Origin of the sequence: Streptomyces chartreusis, assembly GCF_008704715.1 — a bacterium.
In the GTDB taxonomy this organism is placed as follows: domain Bacteria; phylum Actinomycetota; class Actinomycetes; order Streptomycetales; family Streptomycetaceae; genus Streptomyces; species Streptomyces chartreusis.
Genome location: NZ_CP023689.1, coordinates 876,893 through 896,685, shown reverse-complemented (window position 1 = coordinate 896,685; position 19,793 = coordinate 876,893). Strand labels below are relative to the sequence as shown.

Sequence of the window (19,793 nt, the reverse complement as noted above, 5' to 3'; positions counted from 1 at the left end):
CGAAGGAACGCATCCAGATGGCAGACGAGTACGTCCTGCGCGCCCAGAGATTCGTCAACCAGACCTACGGCGGCAAGATCGGTGTCACCGTCGAGGAGAACGGCAGGACCGGGTGGAGCACCATGTACGCGCTCACCCGGGCGCTCCAGTGGGAGCTGGGCATCAGCCCGGTAGCGGACTCCTTCGGCCCCACGACCCTGCGGACACTGACCCAGAAGTTCCCCCGGCTCAATGCCGACACGGTTCCGTCGCCGGACTTCTGCCGCATCATCCAGGCCGCGATGTACTGCAAGGGCTACGACGGCGGCGACCTGGACGGCGTCTACAACGCGACCGTCCAGGCCGGTATCACCCGGCTCAAGCAGGACATGGGTGTCGACGGGGTCTACCCCGGCTCGGACCTGACCCCGAAGGTCTTCAAGGGCCTGCTCAACATGGACCCCTACGTCGTCGTCCGGTACGGGGACCGGCCCGGCGACGAGGACGTCCGGGCGATCCAGCGCTGGCTCAACGGGCGGTACATCCACCGTCAGGACTTCTTCGTGATGCCCTGCGACGGCCACCACTCGCGCGATGTCGCCAAGTCGATGCTGTTCGCCATCCAGTACGAGCTGGGCATGGCGGACGGCGTCGCCAACGGTTCCTTCGGCCCCGCGACCCAGGCCGGCCTGAGGCAGCACACGCTCACGGTCGGCTCCACGGGCACCTGGGTCAGCCTGTTCACCGCCGCCATGATCCTCAACCAGCGGCCCCACGTGGCCTTCAGCGGAACTTTCACCTCGGACCTGTCCTCGGCCGTCTTCGAGTTCCAGGACTTCGTCGGACTCTCCGTGAACGGCGACGGCGACTACCGGACCTGGGCGTCCCTGCTGATCTCCTACGGCGACCAGTCCCGCCCAGGCGCCGCCTGCGACTGCATCACCACCATCACGGCGGCCCGCGCACAGGCGTTGACCAGTGCCGGATACGTGTACGTCGGCCGCTACCTGTGCAACGTCCCCGGCGGCCGGGACAAGATGATCAAGCCGGGCGAGCTCCAGACCATTGCGTCGAACGGCATGCACTGCTTCCCGATCTACCAGACGTCCAGCGACGGCGCCTCGTACTTCACCTACAACCAGGGCACCCGCGACGGCCTCGACGCGATCGACTGGGCGAAGTACCACGGCTTCAAGGACGGCACCCGGATCTACTTCGCCGTCGACTACGACGCCTACGACCACGAGGTGACGTCCAACATCCTCCCGCACTTCAGGGGGATCTCCCGGGCGGTGCTGGAGAACTCCCGCTACCGGGTGGGCATCTACGGCCCGCGCAACGTGTGCCGCCGGGTGCGCGAGGCCGGGTACACCGACGCCAGCTTCGTCTCCGACATGTCCAGCGGGTTCTCCGGCAACCTCGGCTTCCCGATGCCCGGCGACTGGGCCTTCGACCAGATCGCCACCGTCTCGGTGGGCAGCGGCGCGGGCGCCATCGAGATCGACAAGAACATCGCGTCCGGCCGCGACATCGGGCAGAACAGCTTCGATCCCGGCGCCGACATCGCCGGTCTGGACGTCGACTTCAACCCGGCGTACCGCGACGCGATGCTCGGGGAGGTGCGCTCGTACCTGGAGTCCATCGGCGTCCCGGAGACCGGCGGCGACGGCTGGACCGACACGGACTGGGCGACCCTGGGCGGCATCTCCAACACCAAGGCGTTCGAGCTGGTCGTCTCCGCCGACTGGCTGTTCACCTCGCTCGCCCGCCAACTCAGGCTCCGCAAGGCCCTGATCCAGACCCCGGTGCTGTGGGAGCTGCGCAAGCTGAACCCGCTGGACTTCGCCGCGGACACGGCGGTGAAGACCGGGCTGGACGACGACTGCAGCACCGGCTGGGGGCAGATCTTCGCCTGGGTGGCGATCGAGGCCAGGAACCACTGTGTACGGCAGGGCATCATCAACGGCCAGATCCTGGACAGGGGGCAGGATCTGGACGCGGTGTGGACCCAGCTGAACGAGGACCCGATCTACAACATGAAGACGGCCGCGTACCTGACCATCTTCAACGCCCACCAGATCGGCCACCCGCGCCCGGGTCTCGAGACCTCCGACTCCGCCTCGGAGCTGCTCCTGGCCCGCTACAACGGCCCGCTCATCGTGGACGGCCAGCCGAACGGCCCGGCCCTCGAGTACGGCCGTCAACTCCTCGGCCTCTACCGGGTGCTGGAGAAGTACTACCGCCTCTCCCGGAACCAGTGACGTTCGTGAAAGAGACCACGAGATGACCACAGGCATGACAGGCATGACCGGCATTGCAGGCATGACAAGACGCGACGTCGTCAGACACACCGCGGTCCTCGGTACCGTCGCACTGACCGGCGGCGGCTCACTACTGGCCCTGCCCACCGCCGCGTCGGCCGCCGAACGCTCCGGGCCCGACGGCACACCCGGCCGGCCGACATCGCCCAACGGCTGGGAGATCGAGGAGAGGGCCAACGACGTCTCCACGGTGTGGACCCGCAGGATCCAGGGCACCCCGTGCGACCTGGATGTCCGTCTCGGCGACGCGGCCACCGTCCTGACGCATGTCGTACGCCGCTTCCACTACGAGATCGACGAACTGCGCACCGGCGATCTGACCGGTTGGCGCGCCCCGTCCCGGGTCCGACTGGACCGGCCGGAAGGCAACCAGGCCTCCGGTACGGCCGTCGCGATCCGCCCCGGCTCCTACCCACCCGGCGCGCGCGGCGGCTTCTTCCCGGCCCAGCTCGCGGTGGTCCGCGACATCCTCGCCGAGTGCGACGGAGTCGTCCGCTGGGGCGGCGACGACGACCGCCCGTACGAGGCCCTGTTCTCCATCGACGTACGACCCGACGATGAGCGCCTGACCAAACTCGTGGCCAGGCTCCGCCGCTGGGCCGACGACCCCGCCGCGGGACCCGGAACCCCGGTGGACGTCACGGACAAACGACGCCGCCGGGCGGCCGAGGCCCTGGAACACCGACAGAAGTCGGACTGACCGCCGCACGGCGGCGTGGTCGACCTGCGTGAGAGGCAGGCGTCGTTGACTTTGCGGACGGGCCACGTCGCGGAAGATGACGTGGCTCGTCCGAAGCCTCGGTACGACCTACGGGTACACGATGTAGGTGTAGCAGTCGCTGCAGCCCTTGATGTACGCCCAGCGGAACTTGCCGTTGGGGCTGGTGAGCTTGACCTCTCTCGCATCGTTGCGCCACTCGCCCAAACTGTCACCCATTACCCGGAGCCAGGCGTGGCCGTCGCACCAGGCCGTCCCATCGGCGGGGTTGTCGCCCTTAATGGCCCGGGCCGACTTCGAGGTGACGTAGAGCGTGTAGATGTTGTTGCACGAGCGCTCGTACTGGAACGTGCCCGCGCGGTCGATCTTGATCGTGTCGGATGGGTCCTGGCTCCGGGCGGAAGCCGGGGTGATGGCGAGCATGAAGGCTGCCGCGAGAGTGCCGAGGACTGTGACGATGCGCTTGCGCACGAGGGTTCCTCCCCTGTTCGTGTCTCACGTGTCGGTGTCGAGGTGACACTGCGGGCAACGTAGTGACCCTGCGGCTCGCGAAGTACCTATAACTTTCAAGGGTGAGCCAGGGAGGCTGCGTGAGGCACGGGGCTTCGAATTCGGCATAGCCTCACGGAATGGTGCAGAGCAATGCAGTCGACGTCGACGGTTACCTGACCGAGGCTCCCGAGGACCGCAGGGTCGCGCTGGCCAAAGTGCGGCAGCTGTGTCGGGACGAGCTGGTGGGCTTCGACGAGGTCATGGCCTACGGGATGCCCGCATATGAGCGGGACGGTGCCTGCGAGATCGCGTTTGCCAGCCAGAAGCAATACATCTCGTTCTATCTCATGCGCAGTGACGTGCGCGAGGCATTCGAGGAACGGCTGGCGGGGCACGACATGGGCAAGGGGTGCTTGCGATTCCGTAAGTCCGAGAACATCGACTTCGAGCTGTTGCGGGATCTCCTCAAGGCCACTGCTGCACGACCCGGCAAGGTGTGTTGAAACCGCAATGATCGTGTTGGTGCTGTCGCTCGGCGGACTGGAACGCCGCTGACCTGTACGGATAGGCGCACGGTCGGGTGCTGCCTCCCGTTTTTGATCCCTGAGGGTGTTTATCCCTGCCGCTCAGGATCACGCGACCAGTGGGCGTGAGGCAATGCCCCCAGGAAGGGCGACGTCACTGCTGGCGCACCACGAAAGGCAGACTCATGACGGAGATCCGACCCGCCACCACGACCGACTCCGGCGCGCCGGTGGAGAGCGACGAACACTCACTCACCGTGGGCCCCGGGGGGCCGATCCTGCTCCAGGACGCCTACCTGATCGAGCAGATGGCGCAGTTCAACCGGGAACGGATTCCCGAGCGCCAGCCGCACGCCAAGGGAAGCGGTGCGTTCGGCCGCTTCGAGGTCACGCACGATGTCAGTGCCTACACGAAAGCGGCCCTGTTCCAGCCGGGCACCCGCACCGACCTGGTCATCCGCTTCTCGACCGTCGCCGGCGAGCGTGGCAGCCCGGACACCTGGCGTGACCCGCGCGGCTTCGCGGTGAAGTTCTACACCAGCGAAGGCAACTACGACATGGTCGGCAACAACACGCCGGTCTTCTTCGTGAAGGACCCGATGAAGTTCCAGCACTTCATCCGGTCCCAGAAGCGCCGCGCGGACAACAACTTGCGCGACCACGACATGCAGTGGGACTTCTGGACCCTCTCCCCGGAATCCGCCCACCAGGTGACCTGGCTGATGGGGGACCGGGGCATCCCGCGGACCTGGCGCCACATGAACGGCTACACCTCCCACACCTACATGTGGATCAACGCCGTCGGCGAGCGATTCTGGGTGAAGTACCACTTCAAGACCGATCAGGGCATCGAGTACTTCACCCAGCACGAGGCCGATCAGATGGCCGCGGCCGACACTGACTACCACACACGGGATCTCTTCGAGCACATCCGGGACGGTGACCACCCGAGCTGGACCCTGTACGTGCAGGTGATGCCGTACGAGGAGGCCGCGGGCTACCGGTTCAACCCGTTCGACCTCACCAAGGTGTGGCCGCACGGTGACTACCCGCTCATCCCGGTCGGCCGCATGACGCTCGACCGGAACCCCACCGACAACCACGCCCAGATCGAGCAGGCGGCGTTCCAGCCCAACAACCTCGTCCCGGGCATCGGACCGAGCCCGGACCGCATGCTGCTGGCCCGGTTGTTCTCCTACGCGGACGCCCACCGCCACCGCATCGGCGGCAACTACCAGCAGCTGCCGGTGAACGCCCCCGTCGTCGACGTCCACACGTACTCCAAGGACGGCGCGATGGCCTATCGGAACACCACCGACCCGGTGTACGCCCCGAACTCCAAGGGCGGTCCCGCCGCGGACACTGAGCGTTACGGGCAGCCGCCCAGCTGGGCGGCCGACGGCGAGATCACCCGCGCCGCCTACGTCTCCCACCCGGAGGACGACGACTGGGGCCAGCCCGGCACCATGGTGCGCGAGGTCCTGGACGATGCCGCCCGGGACCGTCTGGTCGACAATGTCGTCGGACATCTCCTCAACGGAGTGAGCGAACCGGTCCTCGAGCGGGCCTTCGAGTACTGGTCCAACATCGACGAGACCATCGGCAAACGCATCGCCGACGGTGTACGGGCCAAGGCCGACGAGAAGGACCCCAAGGCCGCCGAACAGGCCAACCCCGCACGGCGCTCCATGCAGCACAAGGCGTGACGGGCCGCGCGATCGGCGCCGTACGGGCCGAGGGTTGCCGGGCGGTCAACCCGGAGGCGTGACCGGCGGGCGGGGTGAGTACGCTGCATGAGGCGTGCCGGGGCACATCCCGCCACGCTGCATGAGGCGTGCCGGGGCCATCCCGCGCCGCACCTCCGCTCCGGTCGCGCGCCGGACTTCTCGAAGGCCGGATCCCGATGCGACCGCTCCGCCCCACCGGCAACGCCTCCCCGGCGTCCGGTGCGATGCGCGGGTTGCGGTCCGGTGTGCTCGCGGCGGTGTGCGTGCTGCTGCCGCTCGTCGGGCACGTCCTGACCCGGTGTCACGCACCCCGGTGGATCATCGTCGCCGCCGTGGCGGCCGTGGCAGTGCCCGGCGCGATGCTGCTGACCCGGCGCCGGCTGACCGACACTCAGGTCGTCGGCGCCCTCGCGGCCGCGCAGATCGCCTCGCATCTCGCCTACGCACTGCCCGGTGCCTGCCAGGCGATGACCGGCGGGGCGGTGCCGTCGTCCGGTCTGTTCTCACTGGTCGAGCACGGCGCCGACGCGAGCCCGCCCGCGGGCGTCGTGCTCGCCGGGCATCTCGTCACCGTGGTCGTCGCCGCCCGGCTTCTCGGCGTGACCGAACGGCTGTTGTGGCAGAGCAGGCCGATGCTGGACGCCGTACATCGGCTGCTGCTGTTCGTGTGGCCGTTCCTCGGCCGGGTGCACGGCACCGGGCCGGCGGCCGTCATCAGCGAGGACAGGACACCGCCGCGGTCGGCGACGCCGGTACGGCGGCACACGGGTAGGGCGCCTCCTCTGAGCGTCCGTGTCTCCTTCGCCCCCTTCCGGCCGATGCCGATCGGCGGCCTGCTCCTGCCCTGACGGGCACGACGCGCCGACCGCCGTTCCTCGGACGGCTGTTCGCGCTGGTCCCTGACGATGCCGTTCCACTCCTGGTTCAGCATCTCCCTGATGAGCTCCACCGCGCGGATCGGCGAGGGCTGGTGGTCGCGGCTCGAGCGGCCCTGGGTCGAGGACCCGATGGCCGACCAGTACGACGCCGGCGCCATCGCCCGGGCCACCGGAGTCATCCCCGTCCCCCGACACCCCGAGGAAACAGGCATGAACAAACTCAAGAAGCAGCTGATCGTCGCCGCCGTGCTCCTGGCCGGCTTCGCCGCCGCGTTCGGCTCCTACCTGCTGCTCGCCCCCGACGACAAACGCGGCGGCGGTGGCCTCGACGTGCAGCCCGCCGCGGAGGCCCTGCCGGTACGGGACTCCAGCCACCGGCTCAGCGACCCGGCGAAGAGCGAGCTGACGATCGTGGAGTTCCTCGACTTCGAGTGCGAGGCGTGCGGCGCGTACTACCCGGCCGTGGAGCAGCTGCGCGAGGAGTACGGCGACCGCGTCACCTTCGTCGCCCGCTACTTCCCGATGCCGGGCCATCGCAACGGCGAACTCGCCGCCCGCACCGCCGAAGCCGCCGCCCGGCAGGGCCGGTTCGAGGCCATGTACAACAAGCTGTTCACCACGCAGAAGGAGTGGGGCGAGTCGCAGGAGCCGAAGAAGGACGTCTTCCGCGGCTACGCCCGGGAACTCGGCCTGGACATGGGCCAGTTCGACGCGGCCCTGGCCGATCCGAAGGTAGCCGGGCGCGTGCGGGAGGACCAGCGCGACGGCATCGGCCTCGGCGTCCAGGGCACACCGACCTTCTTCTTCGACGGCACCAGGATCCAGAACCCCAGTACCTACAAGGAGTTCAAGGCCCTCATCGAGGACCGGCTGGCCGACTGACCGGCCTCACCGGCTGACGCCGTCGCCCGCGGGGCGGGACCACCGCCGGTCGGTGGATCGCGTCACGGCGGGGCATAGGGCCAATCAGGGCCATGCGTCACCTGATGCGGTGAGCCGTCGTCGGTGCGGTGAGCTTTGCGTACGCGACTGATTACGGTTTGTTCTCATGTCGGCCGTGTCAGCCCCTCGACACCACCGCTCCGCGTCACGGACCGGAGCGGTGCTCGTGCTGCTGGCCGCGCTCCTGCATGTGCTGGCCTGCGCCCACGGCCCGACCCTCGCCGGCGACGCGCGTGCGGACACCCCGCTCGTCGCCGCTGCCGCCTGCGGACAGACACCGCACGACCGGCAGCAGGCCGGCACCGGGCAGTCGTCGCCGTATCACGACAGCGGCGCGCACTGCTGGGGCGGCGACGAGCCGACGGTGCAGCCTCCGCGTGACGTCACGCTGGCGCTGCCCGTGGTGCATGACGCCCTGCCCGGCGGACACACGGTCGTCCTCGCACCTCCCTCGCGCCCCAGTCCGGTTCCTCCGGCCTCCGGCGGGCCGTCGGCCGGGCACGCGCGGGCCCTCTTCGGCGTGTGGCGGACCTGATCGGCCCCGCTGCCGACCCCGATCCCTGACCCGGGTGTACGGCAGCCGATCAGCTCCGCCCCCTTCCCCGAGCACACGGCCGACGGCCCCTTCACGGCACCGGCCGCAGGAGAAGCACGTCATGAACCACCCCAGCCGTACCTCCGTCCCCCTTTCCCCGGCACAGCTCCTGGCCGACGCCAAACGTCCGATGCACACCGTCGCCGGACTGGTCGGCGACACCCCCGTGTTGTGGATCGGGGAACCCTTCACCGCCACCGGCCGTGGCTTCTGGGTGAAGCTCGAAGGCCACAATCCCGGCGGCATCAAGGACCGCACCGCCCTGTACATGGTCCGGGCGGCACGTGAACGGGGCCTGCTGCTGCCCGGTGCCCGGATCGTGGAGTCCACCTCGGGCACGCTCGGCCTCGGCCTGGCACTCGCCGGCGCCACCTTCGGTCACCCCGTCACCGTCGTCACCGACCCGGGCATGGAACCGCTGATGACGGGCCTGCTCACCGCCTACGGCGCCGAGGTCGAACTCGTCGACACGCCTCACCCCACCGGCGGCTGGCAGGAGGCGCGCCGTCTGCGGGTCGAGGAACTCCTGGCCGGCCGGCCCGACGCCTGGTGCCCCGACCAGTACAACAACCCGGACAACGTCTCCGCCTACGCCCCGCTCGCCCACGAGATCGTCGCCCAACTCGGCCGCGTCGACAGCCTCGTGGTGTCCGTGGGCACGGGCGGTCACTCCGCCGGGATCGCCTCCGTCCTGCGGGGATTCTTCCCCGACCTGCGGGTGGTCGGCGTGGACACCACGGGCTCGACGATCTTCGGACAGCCCAACGCGCCCCGCATCATGCGGGGACTGGGCTCCAGCATCTACCCCCGCAACGTCGCCTACGACCTCTTCGACGAGGTCCACTGGGTCGCCGCGCCCGAGGCGGTGTGGGCCGCCCGGCGGCTGGCCCGCGACCACTACGCCACCGGCGGCTGGAGCGTCGGGGCCGTGGCGCTCGTCGCCCGCTGGCTGGCCCGCGTGCTGCCCCCGGAGGAACGGATCGTCGCCGTCTTCCCGGACGGCCCGCAGCGCTACGTCGGCACCGTCTTCGACGACCCCTACTGCCGTGAGCACGGCCTCCTCGGGCATCCGCCGGCCGACGACCCGGACGAGATCGCCCACCCCGGGGAACGGACCGTCACCCGCTGGACCCGCTGCACCCACGTCACCGACCCTCTCGCCACCGCCCGCCCCTCGGGGCTGACGGGAGCCGCCCGATGAGGACGCTGTGGCGGCAGACCCGCTCCTTCCCGCCAGCCGTACGGCTGTTGATGGCCAATCAGTTCGCCATCAACCTCGCCTTCTACATGCTGATGCCCTACCTCGCCGCCCATCTGTCCGACGGAGTCGGCCTGGCGGCCTGGGCCGTGGGTCTCGTGCTGGGCGTACGCAACTTCTCGCAGCAGGGCATGTTCCTCATCGGCGGCACCCTCGCCGACCGCCTCGGTCACAAGATCCCGATCATGGCGGGCTGCCTGCTGCGTACCGTGGGCTTCGCGCTGCTCGGCTGGGTCGACAATCTCGCCACCCTGATCGTGGCGTCCGCCGCCACCGGCTTCGCCGGCGCCCTGTTCAACCCGGCGGTCCGCGCCTACCTGGCCGCCGAGGCGGGCGAGCGGCGGGTGGACGCGTTCGCCGTGTTCAACGTCCACTACCAGGCCGGGATGCTCATGGGCCCGCTGGTCGGACTCGCGCTGCTCGCCGCCGACTTCCGGCTCGTGTGCACGACCGCCGCGGCCGTCTTCGCCGCGCTGACCGGGCTCCAGTGGCGCCGCCTGCCCGCCCGTCCCGGTCATACCCCGGGCACGGCCCGCCGGGAGGGGGTGCTCTCGCAGTGGCGGAAGGTCGCCGCCAACCGGCCGTTCCTGCTCTTCGCCGCCGCGATGATCGGCTCGTACGTGCTGACCTTCCAGGTCTACCTGGCGCTCCCGCTGGCGGCCGCCGACGCCCTCGGCACCAACGCCACCGCGGTCACCAGCGGACTGTTCGTCGTCTCGGCCGCGGTCGCCGTCGTCGGCCAGTTGCGCCTGACCGGCTGGGCCGGACGGCGCTGGCGATCCGACCAGGCACTGACACGGGGACTGGCCGCGATGGGGCTGGCCTTCCTGCCGCTGGCGCTGGTCCCGCGCGGCTCCTCGACGGCGGCGCTGGCCGCACTGGTCGTCGCGGTGGTCCTGCTCGCGGTGGGCTCCGCCGTGGTCTACCCGTTCGAGATGGACACCATCGTCGCCCTGTCCGGCAACCGACTGGTCGCCACCCACTACGGCCTCTACAACACCATCTCCGGCCTGGGCATCACGCTGGGCAACCTCGTCACCGGAGCGCTGTGGGACTTCGCCCAGCGGCACCACGCCCTCTGGCTGACCTGGACGGCCCTGACCGCCATCGGCCTCGCCTGCGCCGCCGCCGTCACCGCCCTCGCCCACACCGGCAGGCTCACCGCCGGGCGCCGGCCCGAGCCCGCCCCCGTCTGACCGGCGCAGGCCCCGTGCGGAGCGCTCACCGGGTGGGGCGGTCCCCGGTGTCCGGCTGTTCCAGGTGGGAGGCCAGCACCGCGGCCTGGACGCGGCGCTGGACGCCCAGCTTGGCCAGCAGCCGCGAGATGTGGTTCTTGACGGTCTTCTCCGAGAGATAGAGCTTCCTGCCGATCTCGCGGTTGGTCAGACCGTCGCCGATCAGGGCGAGAATGTCCCGCTCGCGCGGCGACAGGCTCGCCAGCTCCGGGGGCACGGACGGGGTCTCGGCGGGGTCGGCCCGCAGCGAGCGCATCAGCCGCGCCGTCGTCGCGGGGTCCAGCATGGACTGGCCCGAGGCGACGGTGCGCACCGCCGAGACCAGGTCGGAGCCCCTGATCTGCTTGAGGACGTAGCCCGAGGCGCCGGCCATGATGGCGTCGAGCAGGGCGTCCTCGTCGTCGAACGACGTCAGCATCAGACAGGCCAGCTCCGGCATCTGGCTGCGCAGCTCACGGCAGACGGTGATGCCGTCGCCGTCCGGGAGACGTACGTCGAGCACCGCGACGTGCGGGCGCAGGGCCGGTCCGCGGACCAGGGCGTGCTCGACGGTGTCGGCGTCGCCGACCACGGAGATGTCCGGTTCGGCGTCGAGCAGGTCGGTCAGGCCCCGACGTACGACCTCGTGGTCGTCCAGCAGGAACACGCGGATCGGGTTCTGCTCCGAGAAGGTGCCTGGCCCTGTCATGACGACCCCTTGTTCCCTGTGGCTCACGGACTGCTTCTCGTATCGATCATCGCTCGCCGGGGCCGGTCGTACTAGGGCCGACCGGCCCTGGTGAACCCCGAGAAGCGCCCCGATCGGCCCGGGAGGCTTCCTCACCGGCCCCAGGCGGCGCTCTCACCTGCCGCTATGGGGGACTCCAGGGCGAAGTCCACGTCCACCACACCTTCGACGGCACGGATCAGACGAGCGGCGACCGGGATCAGGGACGTGTCCCTGACCCGCCCGGCGAGGCTCACCACGCCGTCGTGGACCTCGACCCGGATCGCCGCGGACGACATGGGGAAGAGGTGGGCGACGACCTCGCGCCGCACCTCCTCGGCGATCTCGTCGTCCTCGCGCAGGAACACCTTGAGCAGGTCGGCCCGGCTGACGATGCCCTCCAGCATGCCCAGCTCGTTGACCACCGGCAGCCGCTTGACCTTGGCGCGGGCCATGGTCCGGGCGGCCTGCGCCAGCGTCGCGTCCGGGCGGGTGGTGAGCGCGGGGGAGGTCATCAGCTCCTCCGCGGTGACCGCGCCGGCCTTCGCCAGGTCGGACAGGCGCCGCAGCTGGGTGTACCGGTCGGGGTCGCTGTCGCGGAACTCCTCCTTGGGCAGCAGGTCGGCCTCGGAGACGACGCCGACCACCCGGCCCTCGCCCTCCAGCACGGGCAGGGCGCTGACCTTCCAGTCCTGCATCAGCCGCACGATCTCCACGAACGTGGCCCGGCGGCCGACGGCGGCCACCGTGTGCGTCATGACGTCGCTGACGATGTGCGGGTTGCCGAGCATGACGGCTCCTCCTCACTGGGCTCGCGGGCGGGTCAGACGGCGCTGCCGGCGCCGTACGGGGCGTACAGGTCCAGCAGCCGGGTGCGGGCCGAGCGCAGCCGGTGCGCGAGCACGTCGCCGACCCACTGGGCGACGGCGTTGCCGAGCGCCGGGTCCTCCCGGCACATCGTGCGCACGGTCGTCGCGTCGAACTCGTACGCCCGTACCGGGGTCGTCGCCTCGGCGCCCAGGTGCCATACGTGCGGGGTGAACAGCCAGGACCAGCCGACGAGTTCGTTGTGCCGCAGGCTCTCGATGACGGCCGGCCGGCGGCCCGGCACACGCATGTCGAGCTCGACGGTGCCGGTGCGGATGATCCAGAACCGGTCCGCCCGGTCGCCCTCCTCGAACAGGCGCGTCCCTTCCGGGAAGGACACCTCGCGTGCCATGTGCATGAGCCGTTGCCGGTGTTCGGCCGGCAGCGCGCGCAGCATGCTGGGCGTGGGTGTGGTGATCATGGCGTGCCTCCCGACGGGTTCAGGGACTTCCACTGCCAGCGTCCGCCCGCCGGCCGCGCCGGGCCATGGGCCACCCGGCCCCTCGCGCCGGGCCACCCGGCTCCCGCGACCGCGCCGCCGCCTACCGGTCGCCCGACCACTCCCGGTACGCGGCAACGGCGGTCGGCAGGGTCGGGAAGATCCGCTCCGCCCCCACGGAGTCCGCGAGGCCGTACGCCTGGAGCTCCTCCCTGAGGTCCTGCTTCACACGGGCGAGGGCGAACACGATGCCGCGGTCCGTGAGCTCCTGGCGCAGTTCGTCGAGGGCGTCCAGCGCGGTGATGTCGACCTCCACGTTGGCCTCGGCGTTCAGGACGAACCAGCGCACGGGCGCGGTCTGCTCGTCCACGGCGCCCAGGGCGCGGCGGCGGAAGTCCTCGGCGTTGGCGAAGAAGAGCGGTGAGTCGTAGCGGTAGAACAGCAGCCCGGGGATCGTGCGGGCGGTCGGGTAGTCGTCGACGTCGTGCATGCCGGCGATGCCGGGGACCACTCCCAGGATCGCGTCGTGCGGCCGGGCGACCCGGGTCAGCAGCTCGGCCACCGACAGGCCGACCGCGACGATGACGCCGTACAGGATGTCCAGGGCGAGTACGCCGACCAGACAGCCGAGGGCGAGCAGGAGTTCGCGGCGGCGGAAGGACGCGAGGCGGCGGAAGCCCGCGAGGTCGATCATGCGGACCGCCGCGTAGACGACGAGCGCGCCGAGGACGGCCGACGGCGTCCGGCTGAGCAGCGGGCTGAGGAACAGCAGGACCGCGAGGACCACGACCCCGGCGATCAGCGAGTACACCTGGCTGCGGGCGCCCGACGAGGAGGCGAGCGCGGTCCGGCTCGCGCTGCTGCTGACCGGGAAGCCGTGCAGGGCGGCGGCACCGAGGTTGGCCGCGCCCAGCGCCAGGAACTCCTGGTTGGCGTCGAGCTCGGGGCCGTCGTCCGTGTCGTCCGCGCGGCCGGAGAAGGCCCGTGCGGTCAGGATGAAGTCCGTGTACCCGACGAGGAGTACGCCGAGGGCGGGCAGCACCAGAGCAGGCACCTCGGTCCAGTCCGGGTGGGCGAGGCCGGGCAGACCCGAGGGGACGTCGCCGATCACCTTGACGCCGTACCGCTCGTCGAGGTCGAAGAGCACCACGGCGAGCGTGCCGAGGACCACGGCGAGCAGCGGACCGGGCACGGCACGGACGTACTTCGCCATCAGGAACAGCAGCACGAGGGCGGCGGCCGACAGCACGACGGTGGCCCCGTGCGCCTCCGTCACACCGGCCGCGAACGACCACACCTGCGGAAAGAACTTGGACCCCGTCGTCTCGACCCCGGTCAGCTTGGTCAGCTGGTCCGACATCATGATCAGCGCCACGCCCGCCATGTAGCCGATCAGCACCGGGCGTGAGAGCAGATCCGCGAGGAAGCCGAGCCGCACCGCCCGGGCGATCAGGCACAGCAGGCCGACCGTGACCGCGAGGGTGACGGCCAGGGTGGCGTACCGGTCGGGGTCGCCGGCGGCGAGCGGGGCGACCACCGTGGCCGTCATCAGCGCGGTCGTGGACTCCGGGCCGACCGACAGCAGGCGCGAGGACCCGAACACCGCGTACAGGGCAAGCGCGGGCAGGATCGCCCACAGCCCCGCGACCGGCGGCAGCCCGGCGACACCCGCGTACGCCATCACCTGCGGGACGAGATACGCCGCCACGGTGACGCCGGCCAGGACGTCGCCGCGCAGCCACGACCGTCGGTAGCCGAGGAGGGCGACGACTCCCGGCACCAGGTGCCGCCACTGCGGAACGCGCCCGCGCTTGCCCTGCTCCATCGGCCACCCTTCTCCGTCGGGCCTCAGGATCCACCGGCGTGCCCACGGCCGCGACAGGTGAATCGATTCCGGCCGAGCATGCACCCCAACGGGCCGTTCGGGCACCTCCGTTCAGCCCACGGGATCCCGAAGCGGCCAGGGCCGGTCGGCCCCTTGCAGGGACTTGCGGCCCCTGCCGGGCACGCAGCCGGTGGGCGACGCTCGTATCGGGACCCCCGACTCGGGACCCCCGATTCAGGAGGTGGAACCATGACCCGCACCGTCACTCTCAGCGTGACCGCCGGGCTCGACGGCTCGCGCGAGAGCCGCGCGGCGGCCGAGTGGGCGGCTCGCGAAGCACAGTTGCTCGGTCTGCCGCTGAAGCTGATCCAAGTGTGGGAGCCCGTACCGGAGCCCATGGCCCAGGCGCCGCTCCTCGGCGTCGAGACCCAGCAGCACTGGACCGAAAGGATTCCGCGGGACGCGGCCGAAGGCATCCGAGCGCGGCACCCCGGCCTCGACGTGACGGTCGAGCAGCTGTCCGGGCGGCCCGCCGAGGTGCTGGCCGACGAGGCGAAGGACGCCGAGCTCCTCGTCCTCGGCTCGCGCGGACTTAGCGGCATCGCCGGCTTCCTCGTCGGCTCGGTCGCCCTCGCGGTCGTGGCCCACGCCGACCGGCCCGTGGTCCTGGTCCGCGCCGAGGAACAGGCCGCCGACGAGCACGAGAGCGACCCCGTCGGCATACCGTCCGCCGCTACCGCGTTCCGGCCCGTCGTCCTCGGTCTCGACATCGACAGCCCCGACCGTGAGCTGATCGAGTTCGCGTTCGCCGCCGCTGCCCGCCGGGGCACCACCCTGCGGGTCGTACACGGCTGGAACCCGCCCCCGTACTACGCTTACGGCCTGTCCGCGGACCTCGAACTCCAGGCGTCCCTCGCACAGCGCGAGACCACGGTCCTCACCGAGGTCATGCGCCCGTGGCGCAAGAAGTTCCCGGAGGTCGAGGTCACCGAGGAATCCCACTACGGCACCCCCGGCAGCCATCTCGTCGACGCCTCCCGGGACGCCTCCCTGGTCGTCGTCGGACGGCGGATCCGCCGCAGCCCGTTCGGCGCCCACATCGGCCCCGTCACGCACGCCGTGCTCCACCACGCCATGGCCCCCGTCGCCGTCGTACCGCACAACTGACGGAAATCCGGAGGAGTTGAGACATGAACGCGATGGACCTGCCGATCGTCGTCGGTGTCGACGGCTCCGAGCCCAGCCTGCGGGCCGTCGACTGGGCGGCCGACGAGGCCGCGCTGCGCGGCCTGCCGCTTCGGCTGGTGTACGCCTCGCTGTGGGAGCGGTACGAGGGCGACGCCCTCGCCCACGAACTGGGCAGGCCGTCCGAACAGGTGCGGGCCGAGGACATCGTGACCGCCGCGGCCCGGCGCGCCCATCGCCGCCGGGCCGACCTGAAGGTGCTGACCGATTCCCTGCCCGAGGAACCCGAGTACGCGCTGGTGCGGGAGAGCCGCAGCGCCGCGCTGCTGGTGACGGGCACCCGCGGCCGCGGCGGCATGGCGGAGGCGCTGCTCGGCTCCGTGTCCCTGACCGTCGCCGGGCACGCGCACTGCCCGATGGTCGTCGTGCGCGGCGGCAACGACAACGCGGTCCGGCCGGGCGGCCGGATCGTCGTGGGGGTCGGCGAAGGGGCGCCCGTCCGGTTCGCCTTCGAGGAGGCACGGCTGCGCGGAGCGTCGGTGGAGGCCGTACGGGCCTGGCGGTCCCCGGCGCGGGAGACCACCGATCACCCGCTGCTCGCGGGAGAGCCCGCCCGGCTGCACGAGCAGGAGGCGGCGCAGGCCCTGGAGAAGGCCCTGCGGGGCATGCCCGCCGATGTGGAGGTGCGCCGGCGGGTCGTGGAGGGCCACGCACGGACCGTGCTGGCGGACGCCTCCCGCGCCGCCGACCTGCTCATAGTCGGGGCCCGGCGCCGTCCGCGGCACTTCGGGCTCCAACTGGGCCGTGTGGCGCACGGGGTGCTGCATCACTCCGTCTGCCCCGTCGCGGTCGTGCCCGAGCGAGACGGATGACGTGCGGCGGGGTACCCGGGCCCTCGCCGCGGCCCACCCTCTGTCCGGGACCCGGCCGGACGACCCCGATGGCCGACCGGCCGCCCCCATCGACCGACTGAACCCGAAATCACGGCAGTTCGAAGTACCGACGACTCCGGAGTCGCCTTCATGTCCAAGGCCGAGCACCAGGACGCCCCCGAACTCTCCGCCGACGAGCTGCGCGAACTCGACGCCCACTGGCGGGCCGCCAACTACCTGGCCGCGGGCCAGATCTATCTGCTGTCCAACCCCCTGCTGACCGAGCCGCTGAAGCCGGAGCACATCAAGCCGCGGCTGCTCGGCCACTGGGGCACCTCGCCGGGCCTGAACCTCGTGTACACCCACCTCAACCGGGTGATCGGGACGCGTGGGCTCGACGCGCTGTGCGTATGGGGGCCGGGGCACGGCGGGCCGTCCGTGCTCGCCGGGTCCTGGCTGGACGGCAGTTACAGCGAGATCTACCCGGACGTGCCGCGGGACGGCGAGGGGATGGAGCGGCTGTTCCGGCAGTTCTCCTTCCCGGGCGGCGTGCCGAGCCATGTCGCCCCCGAGGTCCCGGGATCCATCCACGAGGGCGGCGAGCTCGGATACTCCCTCGCCCACGCCTACGGCGCCGCCTTCGACAACCCGGACCTGCTCGTCGCCTGCGTGATCGGCGACGGTGAGGCCGAGACCGGGCCGCTGGCCGCCTCCTGGCACTCCAACAAGTTCCTCGACCCGGTGCACGACGGAGCCGTCCTGCCGATCCTGCACCTCAACGGCTACAAGATCGCCAACCCGACCGTGCTGTCCCGGCTGCCCGCGGCCGAACTCGACCAACTGCTGCGCGGCTACGGCCACGACCCGCTCCACGTCACCGGTGACGACCCCGCGGCCGTCCACCGCGCGCTGGCCCGCGCCCTCGACGAGGCGCTGGACCGGATCGCCCTGATGCAGCGGTCGGCCCGTGAGGGCGGCGTCACCGAGCGCGTGCACTGGCCGATGATCGTGCTGCGCACACCGAAGGGCTGGACCGGCCCCGCCGAGGTCGACGGTCTGCCCGTGGAGGGCACCTGGCGCGCCCATCAGGTGCCGCTCGCCGGCGTGCGCGAGAACCCGGAGCACCTGCGGCAGCTGGAGGCGTGGCTGCGCTCCTACCGGCCCGAGGAACTCTTCGGCCCGGACGGCCGGCCCGTCGCCGAGGTCCTCGCCTGCGTCCCCGAGGGCTCCCGCCGCCTGGGTGCCACCGCACATGCCAACGGCGGGCTCCTCGTCCGCGACCTGCCCATCGGTTCCCTCGACTCCTTCGCCGTACCGGTCGACAAGCCCGGCACGACCATGCACGAACCGACCCGGGTCCTCGGAGACCTGCTGCGACAGGTCATGCAGGACACCCGCACGCGCCGGGACTTCCGGGTCGTGGGCCCCGACGAGACCGCGTCCAACCGGCTCCAGGCGCTCTACGACGCCAGCGGCAAGGCGTGGCAGGCGGAGACCCTGCCGGTCGACGAACACCTCGACCGGCACGGCCGCGTGCTGGAGATCCTGTCCGAACACACCTGCCAGGGCTGGCTGGAGGGCTACCTCCTCACCGGACGGCACGGACTGTTCTCCTGCTACGAGGCCTTCGTCCACATCGTCGACTCCATGGTCAACCAGCACATCAAGTGGCTCAGGACGGCCCGGCGGCTGCCCTGGCGTGCGCCCATCGCCTCCCTCAACTACCTGCTGACCTCGCACGTGTGGCGGCAGGACCACAACGGCTTCTCCCACCAGGACCCCGGGTTCGTCGACCACGTCCTCAACAAGAGCCCCGAGGTCGTCCGGGTCTATCTGCCGCCGGACGCCAACACCCTGCTCTCCGTCGCCGACCACGCCCTGCGCAGCCGCGACTACGTCAATGTGATCGTCGCCGGCAAGCAGCCCTGCTTCGACTGGCTGTCCATGGACGCCGCCCGCGCCCACTGCGCACGCGGCGCCGGCATCTGGGACTGGGCCGGCACGGAGAACGGCGGCGAACCGGACGTGGTGCTCGCCTGCGCCGGTGACGTGCCCACACAGGAGGTGCTGGCCGCCGCGCAGCTGCTGCGCCGGCACCTGCCGCAGCTCGCGGTCCGCGTGGTCAACGTCGTCGACATGACCCGGCTCATGCCGCGCGAGGAACACCCGCACGGCATGACCGACTTCGAGTACGACGGCCTGTTCACCGCCGACAAGCCGGTGATCTTCGCCTACCACGGCTACCCGTGGCTCATCCACCGCCTCGCCTACCGCCGCACCGGCCACAAGAACCTGCATGTGCGCGGCTACAAGGAGTCCGGCACCACGACCACACCCTTCGACATGGTCGTCCGCAACGACCTCGACCGTTTCCGCCTGGTCATGGACGTCATCGACCGCGTCCCCGGCCTCGCCGTGCGCGCCGCCGCCGTACGCCAGGAGATGGCCGACGCCCGCACCCGCCACCACGACTGGATCCGCGAACACGGCACCGACCTGCCGGAGATCGCCGACTGGACCTGGAGCACCTGAACCCTGAGGGGTCCGACGCCGCCGATCGCCGGTCCCCTCCGCTCAAGCCTGTTGCCTCCGCGTGTTCCGGGGCCGAACGGCCCCCGGGTCGGTCCCGGGCAGCCCATGGGATCGGGCGGCCGGGTGTCGCACGGTGGGAGTGGAGGAGGCGAACCGTCATGACCGACAAGGTGCTGGTTGCCTACGGAACGACCAATGGATCGACCGCGCGGATCGCCGAAGCCGTCGCCGACGTCCTGCGCGAGGACGGGCTGGCGGTGGACACGCTGCCCGCCCGGTCCGTGCCCAGCGTGTCCCCGTACGACGCCGTCGTGATCGGCGGCGGGCTGTACGCCGGACGCTGGCACAAGGACGCCCGCCGCTTCGTGCGGCGACACGGCCGGGCCCTGACCGAGCGCCCGCTCTGGCTCTTCAGCAGCGGGCCCCTCGACGCCACGGCCTCCGAGCGGGACATCCCGCCCGTGCCCGGCGTGAAGAAGACCATGGCACGGCTGGACGCCAGGGACCACGTCACGTTCGGCGGCTGCCTGGAGGAAGGCGCCAAGGGCTGGGTCGCCGGAATGATCCTGCGGTCCGGCAAGGGCGGGGACTTCCGCGACTTCACCGCGATCGAGACGTGGGCGGAGCGCGTGGCCGCCGAGCTGAGGAACGGGGCGTAGCGAGGGTCGCCGTACGAAGGGCACCCCGTCCGGCCCAAG

Annotated in this window: 18 protein-coding genes; 13 read left to right on the top strand and 5 right to left on the bottom strand. The window is 71.0% G+C overall.

Annotated features, from left to right (window positions below; genetic code table 11):
- The first annotated feature begins 17 nt into the window (after positions 1-17).
- Complete coding sequence (locus CP983_RS03795) at positions 18-2,240, top strand: glycoside hydrolase domain-containing protein (protein WP_150498530.1); 2,223 nt, start codon at positions 18-20, stop codon at positions 2,238-2,240.
- 61 nt (positions 2,241-2,301) lie between these two features.
- Positions 2,302-3,000 carry a hypothetical protein gene (locus CP983_RS03790; protein ID WP_229914628.1) on the top strand — a complete coding sequence of 233 codons (699 nt, stop codon included), beginning with the start codon at positions 2,302-2,304 and terminating at the stop codon, positions 2,998-3,000.
- A gap of 108 nt (positions 3,001-3,108) precedes the next feature.
- Here the strand turns inward: CP983_RS03790 and CP983_RS03785 are convergent, their stop codons facing one another.
- Positions 3,109-3,489, bottom strand: coding sequence for a hypothetical protein (locus CP983_RS03785; RefSeq protein ID WP_107908473.1), 381 nt, complete (start codon positions 3,487-3,489; stop codon positions 3,109-3,111).
- Between the two features lie 158 nt (positions 3,490-3,647).
- Here CP983_RS03785 and CP983_RS03780 point away from each other — a divergent pair, with 158 nt between their 5' ends.
- From CP983_RS03780 to CP983_RS03750, 7 genes are all read left to right on the top strand, one after another.
- Positions 3,648-4,013 carry an iron chaperone gene (locus CP983_RS03780; RefSeq protein WP_150498528.1) on the top strand — a complete coding sequence of 122 codons (366 nt, stop codon included), beginning with the start codon at positions 3,648-3,650 and terminating at the stop codon, positions 4,011-4,013.
- 206 nt (positions 4,014-4,219) lie between these two features.
- The gene (locus CP983_RS03775; RefSeq protein ID WP_150498527.1) at positions 4,220-5,740 is read left to right on the top strand and encodes a catalase; all 1,521 of its coding nucleotides are present in this window, start codon (positions 4,220-4,222) and stop codon (positions 5,738-5,740) included.
- 197 nt (positions 5,741-5,937) lie between these two features.
- The gene (locus tag CP983_RS03770) at positions 5,938-6,609 is read left to right on the top strand and encodes a hypothetical protein (RefSeq protein ID WP_150498526.1); all 672 of its coding nucleotides are present in this window, start codon (positions 5,938-5,940) and stop codon (positions 6,607-6,609) included.
- Positions 6,610-6,666: 57 nt separating this feature from the next.
- Positions 6,667-7,521 carry a DsbA family protein gene (locus CP983_RS03765; RefSeq protein WP_341874891.1) on the top strand — a complete coding sequence of 285 codons (855 nt, stop codon included), beginning with the start codon at positions 6,667-6,669 and terminating at the stop codon, positions 7,519-7,521.
- 175 nt (positions 7,522-7,696) lie between these two features.
- Positions 7,697-8,116, top strand: a complete 420-nt coding sequence (locus CP983_RS03760; protein WP_150498525.1) for a hypothetical protein — start codon at positions 7,697-7,699, stop codon at positions 8,114-8,116.
- 121 nt (positions 8,117-8,237) lie between these two features.
- Complete coding sequence (locus tag CP983_RS03755) at positions 8,238-9,377, top strand: PLP-dependent cysteine synthase family protein (protein WP_150498524.1); 1,140 nt, start codon at positions 8,238-8,240, stop codon at positions 9,375-9,377.
- The gene (locus CP983_RS03750; protein WP_150498523.1) at positions 9,374-10,630 is read left to right on the top strand and encodes an MFS transporter; all 1,257 of its coding nucleotides are present in this window, start codon (positions 9,374-9,376) and stop codon (positions 10,628-10,630) included. The genes CP983_RS03755 and CP983_RS03750 overlap by 4 nt, the downstream gene beginning before the upstream one ends.
- 25 nt (positions 10,631-10,655) lie before the next feature.
- Here CP983_RS03750 and CP983_RS03745 read toward each other — a convergent pair whose 3' ends face one another.
- From CP983_RS03745 to CP983_RS03730, 4 genes are all read right to left on the bottom strand, one after another.
- Positions 10,656-11,357 carry a response regulator gene (locus CP983_RS03745; RefSeq protein ID WP_150498522.1) on the bottom strand — a complete coding sequence of 234 codons (702 nt, stop codon included), beginning with the start codon at positions 11,355-11,357 and terminating at the stop codon, positions 10,656-10,658.
- Between the two features lie 131 nt (positions 11,358-11,488).
- Entirely contained in the window at positions 11,489-12,166 is a 678-nt protein-coding gene (locus CP983_RS03740) for a CBS domain-containing protein (RefSeq protein WP_150498521.1), read from the bottom strand.
- Between the two features lie 32 nt (positions 12,167-12,198).
- The gene (locus CP983_RS03735; RefSeq protein WP_107908482.1) at positions 12,199-12,663 is read right to left on the bottom strand and encodes a cyclic nucleotide-binding domain-containing protein; all 465 of its coding nucleotides are present in this window, start codon (positions 12,661-12,663) and stop codon (positions 12,199-12,201) included.
- Between the two features lie 121 nt (positions 12,664-12,784).
- Positions 12,785-14,506 carry a SulP family inorganic anion transporter gene (locus CP983_RS03730; RefSeq protein ID WP_150498520.1) on the bottom strand — a complete coding sequence of 574 codons (1,722 nt, stop codon included), beginning with the start codon at positions 14,504-14,506 and terminating at the stop codon, positions 12,785-12,787.
- 249 nt (positions 14,507-14,755) lie between these two features.
- Here CP983_RS03730 and CP983_RS03725 point away from each other — a divergent pair, with 249 nt between their 5' ends.
- The 4 genes from CP983_RS03725 (at position 14,756) to CP983_RS03710 (ending at position 19,754) form a co-directional block, all read left to right on the top strand.
- Positions 14,756-15,673: a universal stress protein gene (locus CP983_RS03725; protein ID WP_150498519.1), complete on the top strand. Its 918-nt coding sequence runs from the start codon at positions 14,756-14,758 to the stop codon at positions 15,671-15,673.
- A gap of 23 nt (positions 15,674-15,696) precedes the next feature.
- On the top strand, positions 15,697-16,563 hold the full coding sequence (locus tag CP983_RS03720) for a universal stress protein (RefSeq protein WP_150498518.1): 867 nt from the start codon (positions 15,697-15,699) through the stop codon (positions 16,561-16,563).
- 150 nt (positions 16,564-16,713) lie between these two features.
- Positions 16,714-19,095 carry a phosphoketolase family protein gene (locus tag CP983_RS03715; protein ID WP_150498517.1) on the top strand — a complete coding sequence of 794 codons (2,382 nt, stop codon included), beginning with the start codon at positions 16,714-16,716 and terminating at the stop codon, positions 19,093-19,095.
- Positions 19,096-19,253: 158 nt separating this feature from the next.
- Entirely contained in the window at positions 19,254-19,754 is a 501-nt protein-coding gene (locus tag CP983_RS03710; protein ID WP_150498516.1) for a flavodoxin domain-containing protein, read from the top strand.
- Positions 19,755-19,793 lie beyond the last annotated feature (39 nt).

Excerpts from the sequence above, each read along its gene's own strand:
- CP983_RS03795 (WP_150498530.1), top strand. The coding sequence starts at position 18 with ATGGCAGACGAGTACGTCCTGCGCGCCCAGAGATTCGTCAACCAGACC.
- CP983_RS03790 (WP_229914628.1), top strand. The coding sequence starts at position 2,302 with ATGACAAGACGCGACGTCGTCAGACACACCGCGGTCCTCGGTACCGTC.
- CP983_RS03780 (WP_150498528.1), top strand. The coding sequence starts at position 3,648 with ATGGTGCAGAGCAATGCAGTCGACGTCGACGGTTACCTGACCGAGGCT.
- CP983_RS03775 (WP_150498527.1), top strand. The coding sequence starts at position 4,220 with ATGACGGAGATCCGACCCGCCACCACGACCGACTCCGGCGCGCCGGTG.
- CP983_RS03770 (WP_150498526.1), top strand. The coding sequence starts at position 5,938 with ATGCGACCGCTCCGCCCCACCGGCAACGCCTCCCCGGCGTCCGGTGCG.
- CP983_RS03765 (WP_341874891.1), top strand. The coding sequence starts at position 6,667 with ATGCCGTTCCACTCCTGGTTCAGCATCTCCCTGATGAGCTCCACCGCG.
- CP983_RS03755 (WP_150498524.1), top strand. The coding sequence starts at position 8,238 with ATGAACCACCCCAGCCGTACCTCCGTCCCCCTTTCCCCGGCACAGCTC.
- CP983_RS03750 (WP_150498523.1), top strand. The coding sequence starts at position 9,374 with ATGAGGACGCTGTGGCGGCAGACCCGCTCCTTCCCGCCAGCCGTACGG.
- CP983_RS03745 (WP_150498522.1), bottom strand. The coding sequence starts at position 11,357 with ATGACAGGGCCAGGCACCTTCTCGGAGCAGAACCCGATCCGCGTGTTC.
- CP983_RS03740 (WP_150498521.1), bottom strand. The coding sequence starts at position 12,166 with ATGCTCGGCAACCCGCACATCGTCAGCGACGTCATGACGCACACGGTG.
- CP983_RS03735 (WP_107908482.1), bottom strand. The coding sequence starts at position 12,663 with ATGATCACCACACCCACGCCCAGCATGCTGCGCGCGCTGCCGGCCGAA.
- CP983_RS03730 (WP_150498520.1), bottom strand. The coding sequence starts at position 14,506 with ATGGAGCAGGGCAAGCGCGGGCGCGTTCCGCAGTGGCGGCACCTGGTG.
- CP983_RS03725 (WP_150498519.1), top strand. The coding sequence starts at position 14,756 with ATGACCCGCACCGTCACTCTCAGCGTGACCGCCGGGCTCGACGGCTCG.
- CP983_RS03720 (WP_150498518.1), top strand. The coding sequence starts at position 15,697 with ATGAACGCGATGGACCTGCCGATCGTCGTCGGTGTCGACGGCTCCGAG.
- CP983_RS03715 (WP_150498517.1), top strand. The coding sequence starts at position 16,714 with ATGTCCAAGGCCGAGCACCAGGACGCCCCCGAACTCTCCGCCGACGAG.
- CP983_RS03710 (WP_150498516.1), top strand. The coding sequence starts at position 19,254 with ATGACCGACAAGGTGCTGGTTGCCTACGGAACGACCAATGGATCGACC.